The 20411-nt window shown below is 43.6% G+C and carries 24 protein-coding genes; 17 read left to right on the forward strand and 7 right to left on the reverse strand.

Going from position 1 to position 20411, the window contains the following annotated elements; all coding sequences use genetic code 11:
* Positions 1–3: 3 nt before the first annotated feature.
* From AB4Y93_RS14775 to AB4Y93_RS14810, 8 genes are all read left to right on the forward strand, one after another.
* A complete protein-coding gene (locus tag AB4Y93_RS14775) occupies positions 4–435 on the forward strand; it encodes a hotdog domain-containing protein (RefSeq protein ID WP_167278481.1) in 432 nt (143 codons plus the stop codon).
* Between the two features lie 146 nt (positions 436–581).
* A complete protein-coding gene (locus tag AB4Y93_RS14780; RefSeq protein WP_441893168.1) occupies positions 582–779 on the forward strand; it encodes a hypothetical protein in 198 nt (65 codons plus the stop codon).
* 197 nt (positions 780–976) lie between these two features.
* Positions 977–1165 carry a hypothetical protein gene (locus AB4Y93_RS14785; RefSeq protein ID WP_012772497.1) on the forward strand — a complete coding sequence of 63 codons (189 nt, stop codon included), beginning with the start codon at positions 977–979 and terminating at the stop codon, positions 1163–1165.
* Between the two features lie 192 nt (positions 1166–1357).
* Positions 1358–1591: a hypothetical protein gene (locus AB4Y93_RS14790; RefSeq protein ID WP_441893170.1), complete on the forward strand. Its 234-nt coding sequence runs from the start codon at positions 1358–1360 to the stop codon at positions 1589–1591.
* A 135-nt stretch (positions 1592–1726) separates the two neighbouring features.
* Complete coding sequence (locus AB4Y93_RS14795; RefSeq protein ID WP_441893325.1) at positions 1727–2473, forward strand: response regulator transcription factor; 747 nt, start codon at positions 1727–1729, stop codon at positions 2471–2473.
* Positions 2470–3519 carry a sensor histidine kinase gene (locus AB4Y93_RS14800; RefSeq protein ID WP_441893172.1) on the forward strand — a complete coding sequence of 350 codons (1050 nt, stop codon included), beginning with the start codon at positions 2470–2472 and terminating at the stop codon, positions 3517–3519. Before AB4Y93_RS14795 ends, AB4Y93_RS14800 begins: the two co-directional genes overlap by 4 nt.
* Before the next feature lie 12 nt (positions 3520–3531).
* Complete coding sequence (locus AB4Y93_RS14805; RefSeq protein ID WP_441893174.1) at positions 3532–4782, forward strand: molybdopterin-dependent oxidoreductase; 1251 nt, start codon at positions 3532–3534, stop codon at positions 4780–4782.
* Positions 4783–4922: 140 nt separating this feature from the next.
* Positions 4923–5915, forward strand: coding sequence for a collagen-like triple helix repeat-containing protein (locus tag AB4Y93_RS14810; protein WP_441893176.1), 993 nt, complete (start codon positions 4923–4925; stop codon positions 5913–5915).
* A 61-nt stretch (positions 5916–5976) separates the two neighbouring features.
* Here AB4Y93_RS14810 and AB4Y93_RS14815 read toward each other — a convergent pair whose 3' ends face one another.
* The 4 genes from AB4Y93_RS14815 to AB4Y93_RS14830 all read right to left on the reverse strand — a co-directional run bounded on the left by AB4Y93_RS14815 (position 5977) and on the right by AB4Y93_RS14830 (position 8404).
* Entirely contained in the window at positions 5977–6657 is a 681-nt protein-coding gene (locus AB4Y93_RS14815) for a DUF4386 domain-containing protein (protein WP_441893178.1), read from the reverse strand.
* 17 nt (positions 6658–6674) lie between these two features.
* Positions 6675–6899 (reverse strand): helix-turn-helix transcriptional regulator, encoded by a 225-nt coding sequence (locus AB4Y93_RS14820; RefSeq protein WP_441893180.1) that lies wholly within the window; start codon positions 6897–6899, stop codon positions 6675–6677.
* Between the two features lie 3 nt (positions 6900–6902).
* Positions 6903–7349, reverse strand: a complete 447-nt coding sequence (locus AB4Y93_RS14825; protein ID WP_441893182.1) for a hypothetical protein — start codon at positions 7347–7349, stop codon at positions 6903–6905.
* Between the two features lie 191 nt (positions 7350–7540).
* A complete protein-coding gene (locus AB4Y93_RS14830) occupies positions 7541–8404 on the reverse strand; it encodes a hypothetical protein (RefSeq protein WP_441893184.1) in 864 nt (287 codons plus the stop codon).
* A gap of 185 nt (positions 8405–8589) precedes the next feature.
* Here AB4Y93_RS14830 and AB4Y93_RS14835 point away from each other — a divergent pair, with 185 nt between their 5' ends.
* Both AB4Y93_RS14835 and AB4Y93_RS14840 read left to right on the forward strand, forming a co-directional pair.
* A complete protein-coding gene (locus AB4Y93_RS14835) occupies positions 8590–9444 on the forward strand; it encodes a sulfurtransferase (protein ID WP_441893186.1) in 855 nt (284 codons plus the stop codon).
* Positions 9445–9812: 368 nt separating this feature from the next.
* A complete protein-coding gene (locus tag AB4Y93_RS14840; protein WP_441893188.1) occupies positions 9813–10625 on the forward strand; it encodes an HNH endonuclease in 813 nt (270 codons plus the stop codon).
* A gap of 75 nt (positions 10626–10700) precedes the next feature.
* On the opposite strand, the gene AB4Y93_RS14845 is transcribed toward AB4Y93_RS14840, so the two are convergent.
* Positions 10701–11294 (reverse strand): hypothetical protein, encoded by a 594-nt coding sequence (locus AB4Y93_RS14845; RefSeq protein WP_441893190.1) that lies wholly within the window; start codon positions 11292–11294, stop codon positions 10701–10703.
* Positions 11295–11759: 465 nt separating this feature from the next.
* On the opposite strand from AB4Y93_RS14845, the gene AB4Y93_RS14850 reads away from it, so the two are divergent.
* Positions 11760–12047 (forward strand): J domain-containing protein, encoded by a 288-nt coding sequence (locus tag AB4Y93_RS14850; protein WP_441893192.1) that lies wholly within the window; start codon positions 11760–11762, stop codon positions 12045–12047.
* A gap of 189 nt (positions 12048–12236) precedes the next feature.
* On the opposite strand, the gene AB4Y93_RS14855 is transcribed toward AB4Y93_RS14850, so the two are convergent.
* Together AB4Y93_RS14855 and AB4Y93_RS14860 are read right to left on the reverse strand one after the other, a co-directional pair.
* Positions 12237–12758 carry a transposase gene (locus AB4Y93_RS14855; protein ID WP_441893194.1) on the reverse strand — a complete coding sequence of 174 codons (522 nt, stop codon included), beginning with the start codon at positions 12756–12758 and terminating at the stop codon, positions 12237–12239.
* Between the two features lie 66 nt (positions 12759–12824).
* Complete coding sequence (locus tag AB4Y93_RS14860; protein ID WP_441893327.1) at positions 12825–13016, reverse strand: transposase; 192 nt, start codon at positions 13014–13016, stop codon at positions 12825–12827.
* A 442-nt stretch (positions 13017–13458) separates the two neighbouring features.
* Here AB4Y93_RS14860 and AB4Y93_RS14865 point away from each other — a divergent pair, with 442 nt between their 5' ends.
* The 6 genes from AB4Y93_RS14865 (at position 13459) to AB4Y93_RS14890 (ending at position 20280) form a co-directional block, all read left to right on the forward strand.
* Positions 13459–15114: an ATP-dependent nuclease gene (locus tag AB4Y93_RS14865; RefSeq protein WP_441893196.1), complete on the forward strand. Its 1656-nt coding sequence runs from the start codon at positions 13459–13461 to the stop codon at positions 15112–15114.
* Between the two features lie 183 nt (positions 15115–15297).
* Positions 15298–16089: a hypothetical protein gene (locus AB4Y93_RS14870; protein WP_441893198.1), complete on the forward strand. Its 792-nt coding sequence runs from the start codon at positions 15298–15300 to the stop codon at positions 16087–16089.
* Between the two features lie 579 nt (positions 16090–16668).
* Entirely contained in the window at positions 16669–17247 is a 579-nt protein-coding gene (locus tag AB4Y93_RS14875) for a TetR/AcrR family transcriptional regulator (RefSeq protein WP_441893200.1), read from the forward strand.
* Between the two features lie 95 nt (positions 17248–17342).
* On the forward strand, positions 17343–18338 hold the full coding sequence (locus AB4Y93_RS14880) for an NADP-dependent oxidoreductase (protein ID WP_441893329.1): 996 nt from the start codon (positions 17343–17345) through the stop codon (positions 18336–18338).
* Positions 18339–18374: 36 nt separating this feature from the next.
* The gene (locus tag AB4Y93_RS14885; protein WP_441893202.1) at positions 18375–19076 is read left to right on the forward strand and encodes an SDR family oxidoreductase; all 702 of its coding nucleotides are present in this window, start codon (positions 18375–18377) and stop codon (positions 19074–19076) included.
* Between the two features lie 163 nt (positions 19077–19239).
* Positions 19240–20280, forward strand: coding sequence for an NADH:flavin oxidoreductase (locus tag AB4Y93_RS14890; RefSeq protein ID WP_441893204.1), 1041 nt, complete (start codon positions 19240–19242; stop codon positions 20278–20280).
* Positions 20281–20411: the final 131 nt, after the last annotated feature.

Here is a 20411-nt window from a genome sequence, read left to right on the forward strand (position 1 = left end):
GGCGTGTCGGAGGATTTTGTCGTGAAGCAGGCGGACATTGAGGAGCACTTGGCAAGACTGGAGGAGCTGGCTCGTGGGACCTTCTGGAGTGAGCTTGGCTGTGAAGTCGTATATGCGAATGCTGAAAAAGCGGCGATCCGTCTGCACGCAGAGCAGCGTCATCTGAATTTGATTGGGATCGTGCATGGCGGAGTGTTAATGTCTATGCTGGATAACGCGATGGGGCTGGTTGTCATGGTTGCTTGTCGGGAGAAAACGGTAACCGCCCAGCTCAATACGCATTTTCTGGAGAGTTCGAGAAGTGGAATTCTGGTGTGTGAAGCCGAGATTATACATCGCATCGGCAGGACCATTACGCTTCAGGCAACGGTGAAAGATGAGGACGAAAAATTTATCGCATGGGGCAGCGGTTCTTACCGAATTGTATCGAGGTAACACGGAAATAGTCTGATAGTCCGAGTTGCTGTCGAGCGGCTGCTTCGATATAATATATCCTATATATGGAAAAAAATTTTATGGGTGAATGAACTGTAACGAAAGCATCGATTTGCCGATAAATATAAGAAGAGAGGAGGCGGGAAATGGTCGACGGTTGGATTACGGCAGTTGTGTTGATATTCGGTATTGCGGTTGCATTAGTCGGTGTTTTTGCTTATTTACGAATGTTTAATAGAAACGAGACGCATCATTCACCTACAGACATCCCGCCTCCAACACCTGTGAAACCGGCTCCTGCAGAGGAAGTAGTTCCTGCTGTGAAGCCGCCCCGGGAGAGCTGAAGGCAAGGATTGGATTAATATTTGTTTATTTTACAATCTTGACCGAAATGTTATAATAGTAAGAAAAATGCAAACATTGTGACTCATTGACCATGGAGTTGCCTGCACCGAATGGGGGTAATTGCGGTGTAAGTGCCGCATCCGTTCTCGGATTTGTTGTTTAGGACGACCATCCAACGTATAGGGGAGGAGATTTCATGGCGAAGCATAGCCAGAATGAGGTCAAGGAAAGCCTGAAGGAACTCACGAGAATTTTTCAACCTAAGGACCCGCGTAAGTTTGTGAAGGATTATATCCGGAAGTACAGAATTACGGGTGGTTACGAGGATGAATTAACAATTTTAGTGGAAGACGAGATGGGTAAGATCAACTCCTCGGTCAGTTGAGTGACGTAAAGATGGCTTTGCATCTGTGGCATACAGATGCAAAGTCTTTTTTGTGCTGGAAATGTAATTCTTTTGTAAGGATTTGATAATGCTTTTGCAAGGAGCTCGTTCTTGGATGGTTAGTTTTGTCCGCTAAGCTATGTCTCGTAGGCAAGTTAAGGACGAAACGAACGATTCGAGGGAGAGATGATGATGAAGAAAACACTATGGAGTACCTTAATTATTGGAGGAATGCTACTAATCAGTGCATGTAACTCTAATAACAACAACGAGATGAAGAACGACAAGCCGGCGACGGAAATGAACGACGACAAAGCGATGAACGATGACAAGATGATGAACGACGATAAAGCGATGAACGACGACAAGATGATGAACGACGACAAAGCAATGAATGACGACAAGATGATGGATGACAGCAAATAAGTCCAGCATACAAGTCCAGCCTCCTTCGCCTCACCTGGCGAGGGATTGTTCTGCATTCAGGAGGACAGTCGTATCCGGGATGAACAGGCCGTATAATAGAAGTAACTAGTATTACTTTGGACAGGAGGACATATGATGGGCGCATGTATTGTTGTCGCGGACGACGAACGGAATATTACGGACGTGTGCCGACGGTATCTGGAGCGGGAGGGCAATACGGTATGGGTTGCTGAGAACGGGGAAGAAGCACTCCGATTATGGCGAGAGCATCGCCCGGACTTGCTTGTACTCGACCTGATGATGCCGAAGGTTGACGGGATTGAAGTCTGTGATACGATCCGGCAGACAGACGATACGCCTATTATTATGCTGACAGCCCGCGGAGAGGAAGCTGACAGGCTGCTTGGTCTGACGATGGGCGCCGACGATTATATGACGAAGCCGTTCAGCCCGAGGGAGCTTGTGCTTCGGGTCAATAATATTTTACGAAGAATGGGCTGGAAGAACGACGCTGCGGCTGGGGAGCGGGATGTTGGCAGCAAAGCCTTGGAAGAAGAGGGTGGCGAAAAGGCGATCCATTATGAAGGATTATCGATCTTTCCGCAGGAGAGAAGAGTCACTGTGCAGCAGGTGGATATCGAGCTGACGGTAACGGAGTTTGACCTGCTTTATTTGTTAGCAACGTATCCGGGAAAAGTGTTCTCACGCAGCCAACTGCTGAACCAGGTGTGGGACATCGCGTATGACGGCGATACGACGACCGTGACCGTTCATGTCCGGCGTCTGAGGGAGAAGATTGAACCAAATCCGTCTGATCCGAGATGGATTAAGACGGTGTGGGGCATCGGGTACAAGCTCGATAGTAAGGGGATTACGCCATGAAGCTCCGCTCCTATCTGCTGCTAGCGAACACGATTAGTATCGCATTTATTATTATTCTGCTGCTTGTTTTCTTTCAATATATGCTTGTAACGCGGGAGCAGCTGATTTGGCTTGGTATTGCCACAGTTGGGGCAGGTATCGTATCGGCGTTGTTATTTTTCCTTCTCGTGCGACCCCTTGAGGCATCGGTTCGAAGAGTGAGTGAGGGTGCGGCACGGATTGCTGCAGGTGATTTGGAAGCGAGGGTAGAGAATACCGGCTTGACGGAGTTTAAGCTGCTTGCCGACCAGTTCAATACTATGGGAACCAATCTGGAGCAAAGCTTTCGTCAGGTGAAATCAGCAGAAGCGGCTCAGCGTGAGCTTGTTGCGAATATGGCACATGATCTGCGTACGCCGCTAGCTTCCATGCAATCCTATGCAGAGGCGCTGGAGGATGGCGTGATCCAGGACGAAGCAACGTATCGCCGTTATGTGACGACCATTCGTTCTGAGACGGTAAGGCTCAGCGAGCTTATACAAGATTTGTTTGAGCTCTCGACACTGGATGCGGGGGCGCGAAGCAGAGAGGATAGTCAGCCGGCGGTAGTAGAGGATGCTCTGCTAGAGCTGCATCCGAGATTTTCGCTTCAGCTTGAGGCGAAAGAGCTTCAACTAAGGGTGAGGCTGCCTGATCGCTCGCTGCGTGTGAACATGCTGGCTAGACATCTTCAACGTGTACTGCAAAATCTGATCGAAAATGCGGTTCGTTATTCCCCTCAGGAAGGGATCATCGTCATTGCAGCTGAGGAGCTTGAGGGCGGTCTCATCCGAATATCCGTCATCGACGAAGGAGCGGGTATTGCGGAAGCGGAACGCGAACGGATCTTTGAACGATTTTATCGAACGGATCGCTCTCGAAGTCGGCAAGGCGGCGGGGCTGGAATCGGATTGTCGATTGCCAAGCTGTTGGTCGAGCAATATGGCGGACGTATTGGTGTAGAGCAGGCGGAAGGGCAAGGAAGTCGATTCTGGTTCACCGTGCAGGAAGTGAAGATGGTCCAATAAGGAGGAAGACGAGTGGGCGAGTTGTTGAAACGGCTGCGTAAAGGATTTGGCAGGAAGCTGGTTGTACTGCACACGTTAAACGGTTGGATTGTTGTAATCCTAGCCTTGTCCGGCGTTATGCTGTTCATGAATTACTGGCGGGGTACACTCGGAGAAGGCCGGGTGTGGTTGAAGGAGCTGCATATTATTGTAGGACTGCTCTCTCTGGTACCGGTCATTTTCTATCTTCTGCTCGCCGCCAAGCACTGGAAGCAGCTCAAGGGTAAGCCTTGGCAGAAGTTTAATGTATTTGTCGTGCTTGGTCTCTTGGTTGGATGGTTTATCTCAGGTGCACTGCTGTGGCAGTTCCGTACGGTAGGCCCGTGGTGGTCCAACCATGCTCTGACGGTTCATGATCTATTGACCTGGGTTGGGCTTCCTTACATCATCTATCATTCGATTACGAGAGCCAAGTGGCTGAAGGAGCCAAACCGCCGGACGGTGCGGACAGAGCGAGAGGTAAAAGAGGGTAAGGCAGTGATTCATCCTGCCGCAAGTCCGCAATCGTATTTATCCCGGCGAGCCTTCGTAAAATGGGCAGTGGGCGGGGGCATTGCGATAGCGGTGGGGCCGTCTTTTCTCAAATGGGCCGTGAATACGCTTGGGGTTAGCATCGGCAGCCCGTCCTATGAGGAAATCGTGACGAGGGATGGCAATCAAATGGTTCCTCTTCCGCAGCCACTGCCAGCTTCTGCCCCACCGATGGGTGGTGGAGCGAAAGGCGATTTCCGCATCTATTCGGTGACACCGATTCCGTCGTTCTCGAATGTGACATGGTCCTTCAAGATCGATGGCCTAGTCGACAAGCCGATGACATGGAACTGGGAGCAGTTCGTGAAGCTGGCGCGGAAGGTACAGGTGAGTGATTTTCACTGTGTGACGGGCTGGTCCGTATACAAAAACACGTGGGAAGGCATTCCGCTGAAGCAGTTCTTGCAGGAGGCGGGGGTTAAAACTAACGCGAAGACAGTTAAGTTTTACTCGGGGGATGGCGTATATACCGATTCGCTCACGCTCGAGCAGGCGCAGATGGACGATATTATGGTCGCGATGCTGCATGACGGCAACCTGATTCCGAATGATCTTGGCGGACCAGTCCGGTTAATCGTACCGAAGATGTACGCGTACAAGTCGGTGAAATGGCTGAACCGGATCGAGCTGATCGATAAGGATCATGTGGGGTATTGGGAAGAGCGCGGCTATGATATTGATGCTTGGGTGTAAGAATAATATAAAGTGACCTTGAAACAAGGTGTACTAAAATAGACGAATGACTCAGGGGCAAATATCGTGCCATGACTGTTGACCATTCAATACACTGTTAACCAGGGTAGGTAAGATTGGATGGCAGGAGGAATGGAACCTTGGCTAGAAGCAAAAGGCTTACCATCGAACAGAGGGTCAGCATTTTGGAGCTGCCCATAACCGCTAGAAGAATTGCTCCAAGAGCAATAACGACCACTAAAATAGCAAGAAATGCGGTTACTTCAAGCAAAATTTCTGCAAATGTTATACCCGCTTTGATTGCTAGCCCGAGTTTTAACCGATCGATCGTCTCCGCTTTACCGGAGGTATTAGCGACTCCTGCATTTGATAGGGTCGTTCGTACTGTTCTGCCGCAAGTGATTGCACATCCTGTATTTGATAACGCCGTTCGGTCTGTGCTGCCAACGCTTGTATCAACCCCGGCATTCGTGGAAGCCATTCAGGCGGCGAATATTAGAGGGGCTGCGGTGGCTTCAGATATTTCTGGTGTACAGGTAGAAGCGGGAGTGCAGGGAACGCAAGGTGCACAAGGAGCTCAAGGTGCGCAAGGCGCTCAAGGATCGCAAGGTGCGCAAGGCGTCCAAGGCGTTCAGGGTTTGGTCGGAGTACAGGGGGCAACAGGTGCAGATGGACAGCAAGGTGTGCAAGGTCTATCCGGTCCTCCAGGTATTGTTGATATCCGGTTCGCCGGCAGCAATACACCGATTCCTCTAGTAAATAACCAGGTCACGGTGGAGTTAACCTTAACGCCTATCGTTCTTGGAGCTAACCAGGTCGTGAAGCTGGATGCTTTTGCAAATGTTGATTTTACCATTGTCCAAAGCTATTCCGTTAACAGCATCTTGTCCAGAAACCCGGCGGATGTTATTACTACTAATAACGAAGCTATTATGCAGCAAGCGAATCAGACGGACTTCTCTCAAGCTACTGTAACGACTAATCTCACTTGGGTAGACAAACCGGGTCCAGGAACGTATACCTACTCCTTTACCGTAACAGGTCTTGCCACATCACAAGTGCAATTAGCCGGAGGGGCAATTAATAGCCGGGGCCTGACAGCTACGGTCATTAATACGAATAGAACTATTTGAGCTAAAAGAAAATAATATAATCGAGGCCGGATCCCTAGTGGAATTCCGGCCTTTTTACAATTCATAGGGCAGATTTATTAAATCCTTTGGCAATCAGCCATACGGCCAGAATCATCTCATTCGCTGCTACCGGCAGGGAGAGGAGACCGCCCCAAACCGATACCTGGGAGAATACGCCAAACATTTCGAACAGCGAGGCACTAAATACGAGTACTGCTCCAGTCATCCCCAGGATCGGAATGAATCGCGGGACAAGCCCGGATTTGTAAAAGATATAGCTGTACAGCATCGTATTGATACCAAGCAAAAAGTTAGGGCCAAGCATAAACGTCCAGTCATGTACCGCAAGGAACAAAGTTCCGGCAGCTTCATAAAAAGCGGGATCGGGGGAGCCAGCGGAAACATATTCCCGGCTTAGGGTTAAGAGCGAGAGCATGCCAATCACGCCAACTGTGATGACAACGGCTTCAAGCAGGCGGAAGCAGACATGCCCGAGGGCGATGCTTTCATTGTATTTTTTCAAGAAGGGATACATCGTAATAGCAGTGCCGACCGCTGAAGCAACAAGGATTAATTCCATCAGTGCTCCAAGAATGATTTGGCTGGCATGCTCGGAGCCATTCGTCAGGTAATTCGAGCTGTTAAGGATAGGATCATACAACAGAAGACCAAATATCGAGGATACGGCTGCGAGTATAAACAGGATGCCAGTCACTTTTGGGGTTTTAGTAGTGGAAATCATGGTTTTCCTCCTCATATTTATTGGCTTGTATCTTCCCCGTAAAAGAATACCTCCTCAAGTGGTAAGCCAAAGGCGTGTGAAATGCGGAAGGCTAATTCGAGAGACGGGGAATAGTTGCCCTTTTCCAACGCTACAATCGTTTGTCTCGTTACGCCAACCTTGTCAGCCAATTGCTGCTGTGTCATTTCATTATGATTGAAACGTAATTTTCGGATGTGATTGCCGACAAGATTTTTGCTCATTGCTTAGACTCCTCTCCTATAGTGATAAAGCTTCGTGATAGATCCGGTAACATCGGATAGGAAGCCGGAAGTGATAAGAATAACGAACATAACGGTTATAGGCTGATCGGTGACCAGTGATCCCATAGCAAGCAGAAAGCCGAGGACAAATAGGAAGAAGGAGTTCCGGTGTGCTTTTAACTCAATTAATTTATCCAGTTCATCGGCGAAGGTCGGTTCCTTCTCCCCAGTGGTGATCCGGAAGATGATGTTAAAGATGATGCTGATGATGATATGAGCCACGATGGATATCAACGTCAAGACAAGGACGAAAGAGCCCCAATAACGGAAGCTTTCTTCGAGTTCCAGCCCCTCCTCCGGGTACTGCACATACATGTACGAACAATAGGATGCGAAAATAAGTACGGCGCTGATTAACGTGGTGATGCTTTTCTTCTCCTGGTAGGTCAAGCCTGCACCTCCTTAATTGGTAATAATAGTTAAGTTCTATATACATAATGTAATCAAAACTATACTTGATGTCAAGTAAACTTTACACGCTAGTGAGCCCAAATGAAAAACAGCCTTCCTTCGCTTAATAGCTAAGCAGAGGAAAGCTGTATGATAAGCTATGACCAATTTGATTAATAACGATCCTTTGATTAATAACGATCCATAATTAACTGCGTTTTCAGCGAATCCTGAGCGAGGAACCAGCCTTTGCTTTGCAGGTAAGTGACGAGCTCATCATGTTTGGTAGAAGCGGTTGTGGCGCTGGTTGTTTTGAAGGAAGCCTCAACAACGTATTCTGTGCCAGTGCCTGCAGCGTTCTTGATCGGCCATACTTCGATATAAATCTGCATACCGCTCCACGTGCCGATGGATCGTTTGGCAAGTACCGGACCGAAATAACGGGAGGATTGCAGTTTGCTTGTGCCCCAATCATTAGACAGCCAATCATTAAATTTGTCTGGTGCGTTGTTAATCATCAAGCTGCGGGAGTCACTAATCGATGGGAGATCCATGCCGCTGTAACCGGATTTGCTGCCGCTTTTGGTCCGGGTGATGCTAAGTGTTTTCTTCTGGTAGCCCCATTCCACTTGAGCCTCATAGTTGGTATCGCCGGAGTTAAAGCCATCATTGTTTGCCTGCGTCAGAGCGGCATTAATATCGTTATTGGTGATGGTGTAGCGCTTCTTGTAAGACAATTCAAAGTCGTCTTCGCCTTCCGTCTTGCGGATTCGAGTGCTCCAGCCGTTGTTGTAGATATCTTTGGTGTTAGTGTCCAGGAACGCAACGTTCATCTTCGTAACGGTTGTCGGCATCGAGAAGGCGCTTAATACAGAGCTTGTCAGCTTGTAATCCGAGCCCAGTGTGGTGCTTGGATTCATAAGCAGCTTCACTTCATAATCCGGAACCATATTGCTAGCCGCATGAGCTGGCGATGGCGCAACCCCGGCCTCCGTAACGAGCGTTGCACCTAGTACGATAATAACAGCCGCCGTACCGATGACACGTTTAAACATAAATTCATCTCCTTTGATAAATTGTTGGACAAACTTGTCCAAAGAAGATTTTATCTATGAAGTATTTCTACATGATTATGGAAATATACGATATTTGTAAACAGATACCACCTTGGTTAGAAGATAAGGGCAGGAATCATGTATAATGCACATATAGCATACATAAGAAAGGCGGTTATTCCTAAATGAACAATATCGTATCGTTGAAATGGCTTCTTGCCCGCTTATATGAGACAGACATCGTTATCGTCGATTGCCGCTTCCAGCTTGGCAAGCCGGATTTCGGCCGTGAGGCTTATGAAGAGTCCCACATTGCAGGGGCTGTTTATCTTGACTTGGAAAAAGATCTGTCCGCACCTATTGAAGAGCATGGCGGACGCCATCCATTGCCGGACATTACGGCACTGACCGTTGCACTGAGCAAAGTAGGTATCAGCAACGAAACTCGTGTAATCGCCTACGACGACCAAGGCGGAGCATATGCTTCGCGTCTGTGGTGGCTGCTGAAATATTTGGGCCATGAACAAGTATTTGTTCTGGACGAAGGCTATACGGCTTGGCAAAACGCTGGTTTCCCAGTGAATGCGGAGCAGAAAGTGCTGATCCCAGCACGCTTCCTTGCAACGGTCCAGCACAATATGCTGGTTGAGATGGACGAAGTCCATGAGAAGCTTGGCAATGAGAATGTGACGCTTATCGATTCCCGTGATGGCGCGCGCTATCGCGGCGAAGTCGAGCCACTGGATAAGAAAGCTGGCCATATCCCTGGAGCAATCAACTACCTCTGGTCCGAAGGCAAGGGAGAAGGCGGCAAATGGAAAAGCGCGGAGGAGCAAGCTGCTCGGTTCGAGGGATTAGATAAAGATCGCGAGACAATTGTTTATTGCGGATCCGGTGTAACGGCATGTCCGAATGTACTAGCTTTGCAGGATGCGGGCTTTACGAAGGTACGGCTGTATGCTGGGAGCTGGAGTGACTGGATTAGTTATGAGGGGAATCCGGTTGCAACAGGCGATGATGAAATGTCAAAGGAAGCATAGCAGTAGTTAATTGTTAAATACATCGCCATGCAGCCCAAAGGCCCTGGCGGTGTATTTTTCTATGTCCGAAGTCAACATGGAGTCAACACTTAGGCGCTGAAAATACTTTCATGGGGGTCAAACCGAATGTCTGCTCATATCTCACATGCTCTCAGTGCCCTGTACAGACATAAAAAGGGCCGGGTCTGCCCCACCTGTAAGGTGTTGCATAACCTTGATATACAATGCGGTTCTCTAATTCAGTTTTATAAGTTATTCTTAACATCGAATAAGTCAACGTGATGGGTCCTCGAATGTTTTATTCAACAAAAACACCAACAGGTTGATTGAAGCAAGCTTTTAACTTTCTCAATGGGGAGGCGAACTAGGTGCTCATAAAATCACATGATGATTTGGTGAATAATTTACTTACTTTTAATGAATATTTTCATTCAGATTTTAATTATTATTCCAAACGCTTAGGCTCAGGAAATTGTTTTGTTGTATGGGTCGGCAGGTACGTAAATTTAAGCTTCGCTCCAAGCAGGTTTATTGGTTATACCAATAATTCGAAAGATGTCCATGAAGGGAATATGACAAAAGACGGTGGTGTGACAAATAAAGCAATACGAACCTTGTTAGGAGTAGAAAGGCCTGATAACGAATGGGAGCAATTATATGTTGAATACTGTTTGGAAAGAGGCGTGCAGCCGCAAAAACGAAACAATAAGCAAAGGAAGTTTTGGGTCTTTGAAATAAGTCTTAATGACGAATATGTGTTTGAAGATATTAACGGAAATCAACATACGGTACCCATAAGTACTGATAAAGAATCGAAAGTATTAAGGCGAGTAGGACAGGATAGATTCAGGTCAGACTTAATTCAATATTGGCGTCGTTGTTCAGTCACAGGAAGTAAGTCACTTCAGTTTTTGAGAGCTTCTCATATGAAACCTTGGAGAAAAAGTGATAATAAAGAACGGCTGGATCCATTCAATGGCTTTCTTCTTACACCAAACCTGGATGTTTTATTCAATGATGGCTACATCACTTTCTCTGATGGAGGAAATATTATCATTTCGAATTTGCTTACTGATGATGATGCTCACATTTTTGGGTTGAGTCTGGATATGCGTGTAGAATTAGATGAGAGGCACTTACCATACTTAAAGCATCATCGGGAAAATGAGTTCAAAAGTTAATAAACTTTCTGCATATTGAGTACCCAATATGCTTGAAAAACAAGGAGCAACCCTAAATGGGGTTGCTCCTTGTTTTTAATTAAGGATTGCGGTTGGCTTTGTCCAGTTATTAAGGTGCTTGGAAGCATCCCTTACATCGTCTCGACATTCGATAGCCTTGCCGTCTTTGATTTGGAAGTAGAAGTGGTAAGTATCACTTTCTCCGGTGGATTTGCCTTTAATAAAGCTGAGGAATTCAGGTCGTGAAAACAAGAAAGTATAAAATTCTTCTTCATACTCAACGTTAAAAATGTACATCTGAATGTCATCATTTAAGACATCTGCTTTACTTACTGTATGCCACCCTGACACGTGTTTCAGAAAACTTTTGCTATGGTAAAACCGGGCCTTCAGGATGTAGGTAATTTCAYGGTGAGTTGTCGTCAAAAGGATATCTGCTTTAGCAGCTCGATTTCCTTTTGAAACGTTAAAAGCTGGGTTGTGCTTCTTTAATTGTTCCATTACATACTCTCGGGAAACTTTTCGTGTAATCTTAATACCTACGTTGTCTTCATCCGGCAGTTCATCTTCATCTGGTGGTGGCTCATTATTGTTTTCTAAGTAGTACACCTTATCTTCAAGCACTTTTACTCGTTCGAATAATTCAAGAAGTAATTTCTCGTAATTCATCCAAACACCTCCATCGTTTTTGTGAAATCATCATACCATGATGAATTAGATAAAACAACTGATAAAATGGATGAATTAGATAAATTGCGCAAAGAGGGCCGAAATGTACTCCGGCCCTGAACTTTTACTGAGGTTGTTTGATAATTGAATCAACAATGTAAGTAAGTCAACTGTTCATTCAACATCAAGTCAACAATTTTAATAAATTATCATGCTTGGATGTCTCTAGATGTTCACCTCGTTCATTACTTTATGATCCATGCCATATGTATACGTAAGTATTAATATATTGTAATGTCAATTGGGTGGCCTATTCTCTCGCTTGGAATTATTGGATGTACGTTCTCAAGTAGATTGAGCCATCGGATTGAAAGGGTCCACATTTCAGTAAGATTTGTTATAATATCCCTAATGCTTCTTCATGCTTAGTTTTTGGTTTAATATATTAATTTGGAGGAAAAATCAGTGCAGTTTATAAATTATTATGAGGTTCTACAGATAAGCCCGACAGCTAGCCCCGAAATAATAAAAGCTGCCTATCGACAGCTTTGCAAAACCACTCATCCTGATGTTTCAAATTATGATGAAAAGAAATTCATGTTGATCAAGGAAGCTCATGATACATTGTCTGATGTACATAAGAGAAATGAATATGACTTATTGTGGCGAATGAATATGTCAAACAGAGAATCAGAGCGTGTAAATGCAGAAAAAGAGTTTCAAGAGAAAGAGTATGCAGAATCCGATAAATAATCGAAGAGAAACCCTTGGAATGTCATTTTACTAGCATTCGTTATAATTCTAGTAAGTGTCTGGATCAACATTTCACAAAGTTCTAAAAACACTAAGGAAGTTGACTCAAATGTTATTAATGAAAATGAAGCACCTGTTTCCTCTCTACCGAAGGAATACTATTCAGAGATAAAAACAACAGCGCATATATTAGATTACGGGGAAGCAATCTTTGATATATATAATGGAACCAATTACACAATAAACAGTATCATAATTAAAATAAACGTGAAAAATGAGAAAGGCGAAATAATAGATTCTAGAAAATTTAGGCAATATGTGTTTATTCAGCCATTGACTATAACGGAAAATGTAAATATTACAACCGGCATAACTGGACTTCCACGTCTTGCCGAGAACGACTCGGATATTCAGCCTAAATATATTTCTTGGGAATTTGTAGACATCGGCATTGAAAACTAACCAAATTAACCAGGTATTACCTATAGGTAAACTCAATAGAGGCCACCATCCAAAATGGATGGTGGCCTCTCCTAGTTCCTTCATTATTTTTGAGACTGTTTTTTCGGAGACTTTAACTTGTTGCTTCAGCAGCATCTTGTGAACTTTAGGAATTCCATACAAACGACGGCTATCCAGGAAGATTCGGCGTATCCGCCGTTCTAATTTCTTACGACGTATTTCACGTTTACTTTCCTTACGACTACTCAATTTCTAGGGTTTTGCACATCTTTGCAACTCGGCAATTAAAGCGGTGCTGGTGGATGAATGAATAGATTATCGCCGGTCTTTCGCAAAGTAGTGCATAGCCTTTTTTAGGATGTCGTTTCCCTCTTCCAGGTCACTAATTCGTTTCTTGAGATCTCGCATAGCCTTATCTTCTGGCTTCAGCTGTCCACTGCCAGGAAAGGCTTGTTTCCCGGATTCTTGATATTCTGTTTTCCAACGGTACAAAGAGTTTGCGCTGATCCCAGCTCTCGGGCTACCGGCGCCACCACTTTGCCTTCTTCTTTATTCATCAATCATCTGGACAGTTTGTAGTTTAAACTCTTTATCGTGCTTTTTTGTCATGTTGGTGCACCTCGAATTAAGATGATTTTTATTCTATCTCATTCTCGGTTCTTCATGTCTACTTTTTAGTCTAGCATCAATATGACTTTATAAGAGTGTGTACTTAGCTTTGTAATTATCAGAATTCATTTTTAAATAATCAATATATGCACTGAATCAACATCTGAGGATTATTTGTGGCAAATCAACGAAGAGTCAACATTTAGAGTTAAAGATTAATCAAAGTAAGATGAATCATAAAAATAGAAAATTTGCTTAAAATTGAAAAAGCTTATAAATATTTGATATAATATTTCCAGGAAATTTTATCCATATAATAATATGAATGGGAGACTAGGAAATGCGACTAAAAAAATTTAGTGTGACTAATTATAAGGTTTTTAGTAAGAAGTTCAGTATAGAGTTTTCCGAAGAAAGTATCGTGATACTGACTGGTAAAAACAACACGGGAAAATCAACTTTTTTAGAAGCGATTAATCAGTTTTATCTACCTACTACTGCTAAAACAAAAGTTCCGGTTGAATGTTATTCTGCACAAGACGAAACTAAAGTTATTGAACTGATCGCTGAATTTTTTTCTAAAGATAATGATACAATAATCATTAAAAAGAAATATGCAAATGATAACGGGAAGTATTTTGATAGTGAAGATAAAGAGATTAAGAAAGGACATCATCTAAAAGAAAAATTGGATGAAATTCTAGAGAATTCTCCATACTATATTACGCCTTATATGTCTACTGATGAAATAGATAAACAAGTGCAAGAAATATATTCACAGATTATCACGGCCGAACTAATTAAGCTTGAAAAAGATGCTCCAGATGAGTCTCAAGTTAAGAAAGAGTATATAGAATTAAAAAAGTCGATTCCTAAGTTAATAACTCAATTGAAAAGCAAGACAGATCAATCTTTAAAAACCGTAAGTTATAATGTCTCTAAAAACTTACAAGGATTGTTCTCCAATGATGAGTTAAAACTCTCAGTTTTAGGTGGAGAAAGTAGTGGGTTCTCAATCTCTGATATAGTCAAATCAACAAGTTCAAGCGTTGTAATAGGGAATAAGCAATTTGAGGGTATGCCTTTATCTACGCAAGGTACAGGGATTCAGAGAATGAGCTTAATATATATTATTCAGAATATGATTGAGCATGGATTGATGGGGAACAACGAAGATAAAATGTTACTTATTGATGAACCTGAGGCATTCTTGCACCCAGAAGCAGTTCGGGCATTAAGTCGTTCCTTGTATAGTATTGGCAATAAAATGCCTTTGTTTATCTCCACACATTCTCCGGTACTAATTGATTTATCCGAGAGTCATACGTCAATACAAGTATTTAGGATTGGGAGTAACGAAGCAATCGAGTTATTCCAGTCTTCAAACGAAGTTTTTGAAGAAGACGATATTGAAAATATGAAGATTCTCAATTACGTTGACTCTTATATAAACGAATTCTTTTTTGCAGGCGAGATAATTATCGTTGAAGGCGATACTGAATATATAGCGTTAAAACATTATATAAAGGAAAAAGATTTAAATATCCATATTATTAGAGCGCGTGGAAAATCAACTATTTGCTCTCTAATGAAAATACTAAACCAATTTAAAACACCGTATTACATTCTTCATGATGTTGATAATCATTCGAAATACGAACTAAAAACATTGAGGGCTCAATTAACTAATTGTAAAAAAATATTCACCCTTAAAGGACCTGATACTAAAGTCTTTGCTTCAATTTCAAATTTTGAATATGCAATTGGAATTGGAGAAATATCAAGTAAAAAGAAAACGGAAACTATATACGAAATTATGAATTCGAGCCTGAAGGTTGATGTTAAAAGGAAAATCGATTTGCTATTTGATTACATATTTTTCAAACATGAATTAAGTAAATTGGAGTCTGGATTTATTGAAATATCAGTAGCTAATATTTATGATGAACTTTTTGCACCGTTTAATATTGAAGCAGCAGCTACATCGGAGGAATAACTGTTTTAGTATATACCACTCTAGGATTTCGATATTAGAATGGTATGGCCTAATCAGATGTTTGGAGGCATTCATGAACAATTTAATAGATGCATATGTAGACAGCCGACTTGATACTTTACTTACAGAGTTAAATATTTATGAAGTTGCAAATAAAAAATAAAAGAGGATATAAAAAAAAGATTGTTTTCAATAATTCCTAAGTGGAATGATGAAGAGTATTGCAGAACGATACTTTTCCATGGATTAGAAGAAGCACAATTTTACCTACCAGATTCAGATATAAGGATAAGATCGTTAGTGGTAGTTGCAATTAGAAATAGTTTGTTGGAAGATGCTGCAAGTACAACTAGTGCAGCATTAAGCTTGGGGTTAAGAAGAGTCAGTGTATCTGATGAGCAAATTAAATTAATAACCTCGGATGCTATAAATTTCTTCTCAACATACAATTTGAGCGTAGAGGCATTAAAACTGAATGAACCCGATGAGAACTTGTTTATCCAGCTAGAAAGTATTTATCCATTAGCATGGAGTGCAATGAGGCATCTGAGCCAATGTAGCAATTACATGAGCTTTAACAATACCAACGGATCGAAAACTAAAAGTAATATTGATATTAATAGTACACAATCAGAACTATTCGTCGAAGTTCAAAGTGGTATAGACCCTAAAATGAATACTGTATTAGTTCAAATATTGAAGAGAATAAGTGATGGTCAACAGCCATTTTTCTTTTCTGACTCATTTAAAATGATTACTAGAAATCATGACAAGTTATATAAAGTGTTGGAGTCAGTTTTAGCATCCAATGTTCCGGTGGTTACTATTAATTATTATATTAGTAACGGATATGTTGCTCGAAGATCTGACCTTTTAAAACCTGCACATTCAGAAAAGGATATTAGGGAAAAGTTAAAAATCTCACATGGGTTAAGGAAAATACATTTAGAGATTATTAAGCAAATTAGACAGTAAGTTTAGTTATTTAAGCTTGCTAGTGGTTGCTTCTATGTTTATGAATTCAGAAGTTATAGCGATTGTTAAATGACAGCTGGAGTGATTGGATTAGCTATGAGGGGAATCCGATTGCGGTGGGGGAAGAGTAAGGGTGGAAGCTGAATAGTTGTATGCGAAGTTTGATACAGAGCATGGCGAGAGGGATGCCATTGCTCTGTATTTTTTATGTGTAGAAGTCAACTGGGAGTCAACAAGCGGCTTCCAGAAAGTATCTTCAATATGACCTTATAAGAGTATATCTTCATGATTTTTAAAGTGTCAGAAATCTAATTTTCAGCTAAGTCAATATATGCCATTGAATCAACACTTAAAGATTGTTAGGGCAAATCAACGAAGAGCAACATACGAGTTGAAGATTAATCGCAGTGAACCGTACCAACGGTGAATTTTCAGGGTATCCTAATTTGGTAGCATGCAAGCAGTATTATCCCGAGAATGCAAGGGGTATGATAAGTAATGCATCGGAAAGTTAAGGTAGCCCTCAGTTCTTTACTGATCGTTCTCAATATGCTATATTGATGACAGGGGGGAAATGAAATGGCCAGAAGCAAGGAGTTTGAAGAGAGTGCGGTATTGGATAAAGCGATGAGACTCTTCTGGCAACAGGGCTACGAGAAGACGTCCATGACTGATCTGGTCGAACACATGGGAATCCATCGAAGAAGTTTGTATGACACATTTGGCGATAAACATCAGCTGTTTCTAAAAGCGATGGACCGTTTCGACAATAAAATTAGCATCTCTCTTGCAGGAGGAGTTAAGCGCTCCAAGACTGCAGTGGAAGCTCTACAGTTTATTTTCGAATTCATGATTGCAGGAGAAGAGGACTCGCCTCCCGGATGCTTAATGGTGAATTCGGCCGTGGAATTGGCAGTACGAGATGCCGATGTGGATACAAAGTCCATTGAAACGTTCGCCGCTGGGGAGCAGCTGCTCAAAGAAATTATTGAATGGGGACAACGGGACGGTCAGTTCAGCACTGATTATGAGGCCGGTGAATTGGCGGAATATTTGCATAATGCATGGGTTGGGTTAAGGGTAATGGCAAGAACCTCGGTTGCTAAAGAGAAACTTTACCGTATCGCCCAAGTATCGATAAAATTTTTAGAAAAATAAAAGTTTCATTTCTTCTCCATTTAGAAAAATACTCTTTTTGCCTTTTTTAGAATGATCGTTCTCAAATATAAACTGAAGTAAATGGAGGTGACATGATGCAAGCCATGTTAATTGAAAAATACGGCAAATATCCGCTTAAGTTGGCAGACATTCCAATGCCAACAGTAGGCGATCATGATATTTTGGCGGAAATCCATGCGGCAAGTATTAATCCTCTCGATCGCTTAGTGCGGGATGGTAAATTACGTATCATGTTGAAATATGACATGCCGCATGTTCTAGGATATGATCTTTCGGGAATTGTAATCCAAGTGGGAAAAAAGGTTGAAAAATTTAAGATCGGCGATGAAATATACGGTAGGCCAAGCAAGGGCGGAGCCTTCGCTGAGTATATTTCCGTGCATGAAAACGATATCGCCTTAAAACCCAAAAACCTATCCCATGCGGAAGCAGCATCAATCCCACTGGTCGGGCTTACTTCTTATCAAGTATTGCATGATCATTTGGAGCTATCGGCGGGACAGAAGGTGTTGATTCAAGCTGGATCGGGCGGCGTGGGAACCTTTGCTATCCAACTTGCCAAAGCCATGGGGATTTATGTCGCCACAACGACAAGCGAGGCTGGAGCCGGATTGGTGAGGTCACTTGGAGCAGATCAGATTATCAATTATAGAACAGAACAATTCAATAAGCTGTTACACGATTACGACGGTGTATTCGATACCATTGGCGGAGAGACGTTAGAGAAGGCCTTTCAAATAGTCAAACAGGGAGGGCAAATTGTATCGGTTGTGGGGCCGCCTAATGCACGGTTCGGAGAAGCGGTGGGGTCTGGCTTCATAAAGACGAATGTGTTTCGGTTGATTTCCCGGAAGCTTACGAAATTAGAAAATAAATATAACGTCAAGTACAGCTTTTTGTTCATGAAGCCAAGCGGCAGACAACTGGAGATCCTTACTGAATGGATTGAATCCGAGAAAATAAAGCCTGTTATTGATCGAGTATTTCCTTTTAAAGAAGCTCAAAAAGCAATGGAGTACTCCGAATCGGGCAGAGCAAAAGGGAAGATAATTGTAAAGATGAAGGGATAGCATAACTAAAATAGTCAATAAAAGGAGCACATTAAAATGATTATTTCTGAACAAGTTGCATTTGTCACCGGTGCGAACCGAGGTTTGGGTCGCCATCTTGCCCTTGAACTTCTATCCAGAGGGGCTAAGGTATATACTGGTGCAAGAAATCCGGAGTCCATTAATATTCCAGGTGTAATAACTGTAAAGCTTGATATTACCAATCCTCAAGAGGTAGCTGCAGCTGCTATGAACGCTAAGGACGTTACGCTTCTGATCAACAATGCAGGCTCTTCTACAGGCGCTTCTTTACTTGACGGAGAGCTCGATAAAATACAATTGGAATTTAATACGCACTTCTTTGGCACTTTATCCATGGCTCGTGCTTTTGCACCTATTATTGCTAATAATGGGGGAGGAACAATACTGAATATTCTTTCTGCATTATCATGGTTCAGTATAGGGGGAAATGAAGGTGCTTATACGGCTGCAAAGGCAGCAGAGTGGGCACTAACCAACGAGTTGCGCTTAAATTTGTATCCTCAAAATGTGAGGGTAGCTGGCTTGCATGTGGGCTTTATGGACACAGACATGACGGCGGGCCTTGAAGCTCCGAAGACCGACCCTGCGGAAGTTGCAAAACTGGCTATTGATGGAATAGAGGCAAACAGTTTTGAGATTCTTGCCGATGAAACGAGCCGCAAGCTCCAAGGTGCTCTCGCTGGTGGTGTAGCTTCGTTATACCCGCAGCTGGCATGAAGCGCGGTGAACTTATCACAAATGATGCAAAATGTTTAGAATTGGCCACCTAATACAACATCTGTTGACAGCACACGAGAATGTTATAATAGACGTGCACACATGCATTTTGTCGGTTTGCTAATTTAAAATGGGATTCAACTCTTGATCGGAGGTTAATACATTGTCAACTTCAACAGCAGTACAATCCTTGTTCCGTCCGTTTACTCTTGGACAACTTACACTGGCCAATCGCATTGTGATGGCGCCTATGACGCGCGCTATGTCTCCGGATGGGGTACCGGGAGCAAATGTGGCCGCTTATTACCGCCGGAGAGCCGAGAATAATGTCGGCCTTATCATAACCGAAGGAACGGTGGTGAATCATCCCGATTCCTCAAACTCCAAGGATGTGCCCCACTTTTACGGTGAAGAAGCGTTAAAAGGCTGGGCTAACGTCGTAGACGAGGTTCATGCTGCAGGTGGCAAAATTATGCCGCAAATCTGGCATATGGGCACGAAGAAGCAGGTGAATGACTATACCGAAGCCGAGATCGCCGCTATCGTCCAAGCATTCGCCGACTCGGCCTTTGAGGCAAAGCGGCTCGGCTTCGACGGCATAGAGATCCACGGCGCGCACGGCTATCTGATCGACCAGTTCTTCTGGGAGAAAAGCAATCAGCGTGCGGACCGCTACGGAGGCAGTCTGATAGCCCGCACCCGATTCGCCGAAGAGGTCGTCCGGGCTTGCCGCGAATCTGTGGGGCCGGATTTTCCGATTGTGCTGCGGCTTTCGCAGTGGAAAGAAAGGGAATACAGCGTGAAGCTGGCTTATAATCCTGAAGAGCTGGAGCAATTTCTAAAACCGCTGGTGGATGCAGGCGTGGATATTTTCCATTGCTCGACCCGCCGGTACTGGGAGCCTGAATTTGCCGGATCGGATTTGAATCTTGCGGGCTGGGTGAAGCGGATCACCGGCAAACCGACGATTACCGTCGGCTCGGTTGGACTCGACAGTGATTTCATGACCTTCTTCACAGAAGGAAAAAGCTCTGCCAATACAGGAATTGAAGGGCTTGTGCAAAAGCTCGAAAATGAGGAGTTTGATCTGGTGGCGATCGGCAGGGCACTGCTCGTTGATCCAGCATGGGCCAGCAAAATCCGCGAGGGTAAATTGGCTGAATTGGTGCCGTTCACGCCTGAAGCGCTAAAGACCCTATTCTAAACAGCATACAAATAACAATTGAAGCTCGGTGGTCCGCGACTTGCTCGCGTGATCTTCCGGGCTTTTTTATTATCCTCATTTCCCCCGTAGACGTATCAACTAACGAGCGCTACACTAGGGAAGGCAACAGA

Source organism: Paenibacillus sp. YAF4_2 (genome assembly GCF_052113225.1).
Classification (GTDB): domain Bacteria; phylum Bacillota; class Bacilli; order Paenibacillales; family Paenibacillaceae; genus Pristimantibacillus.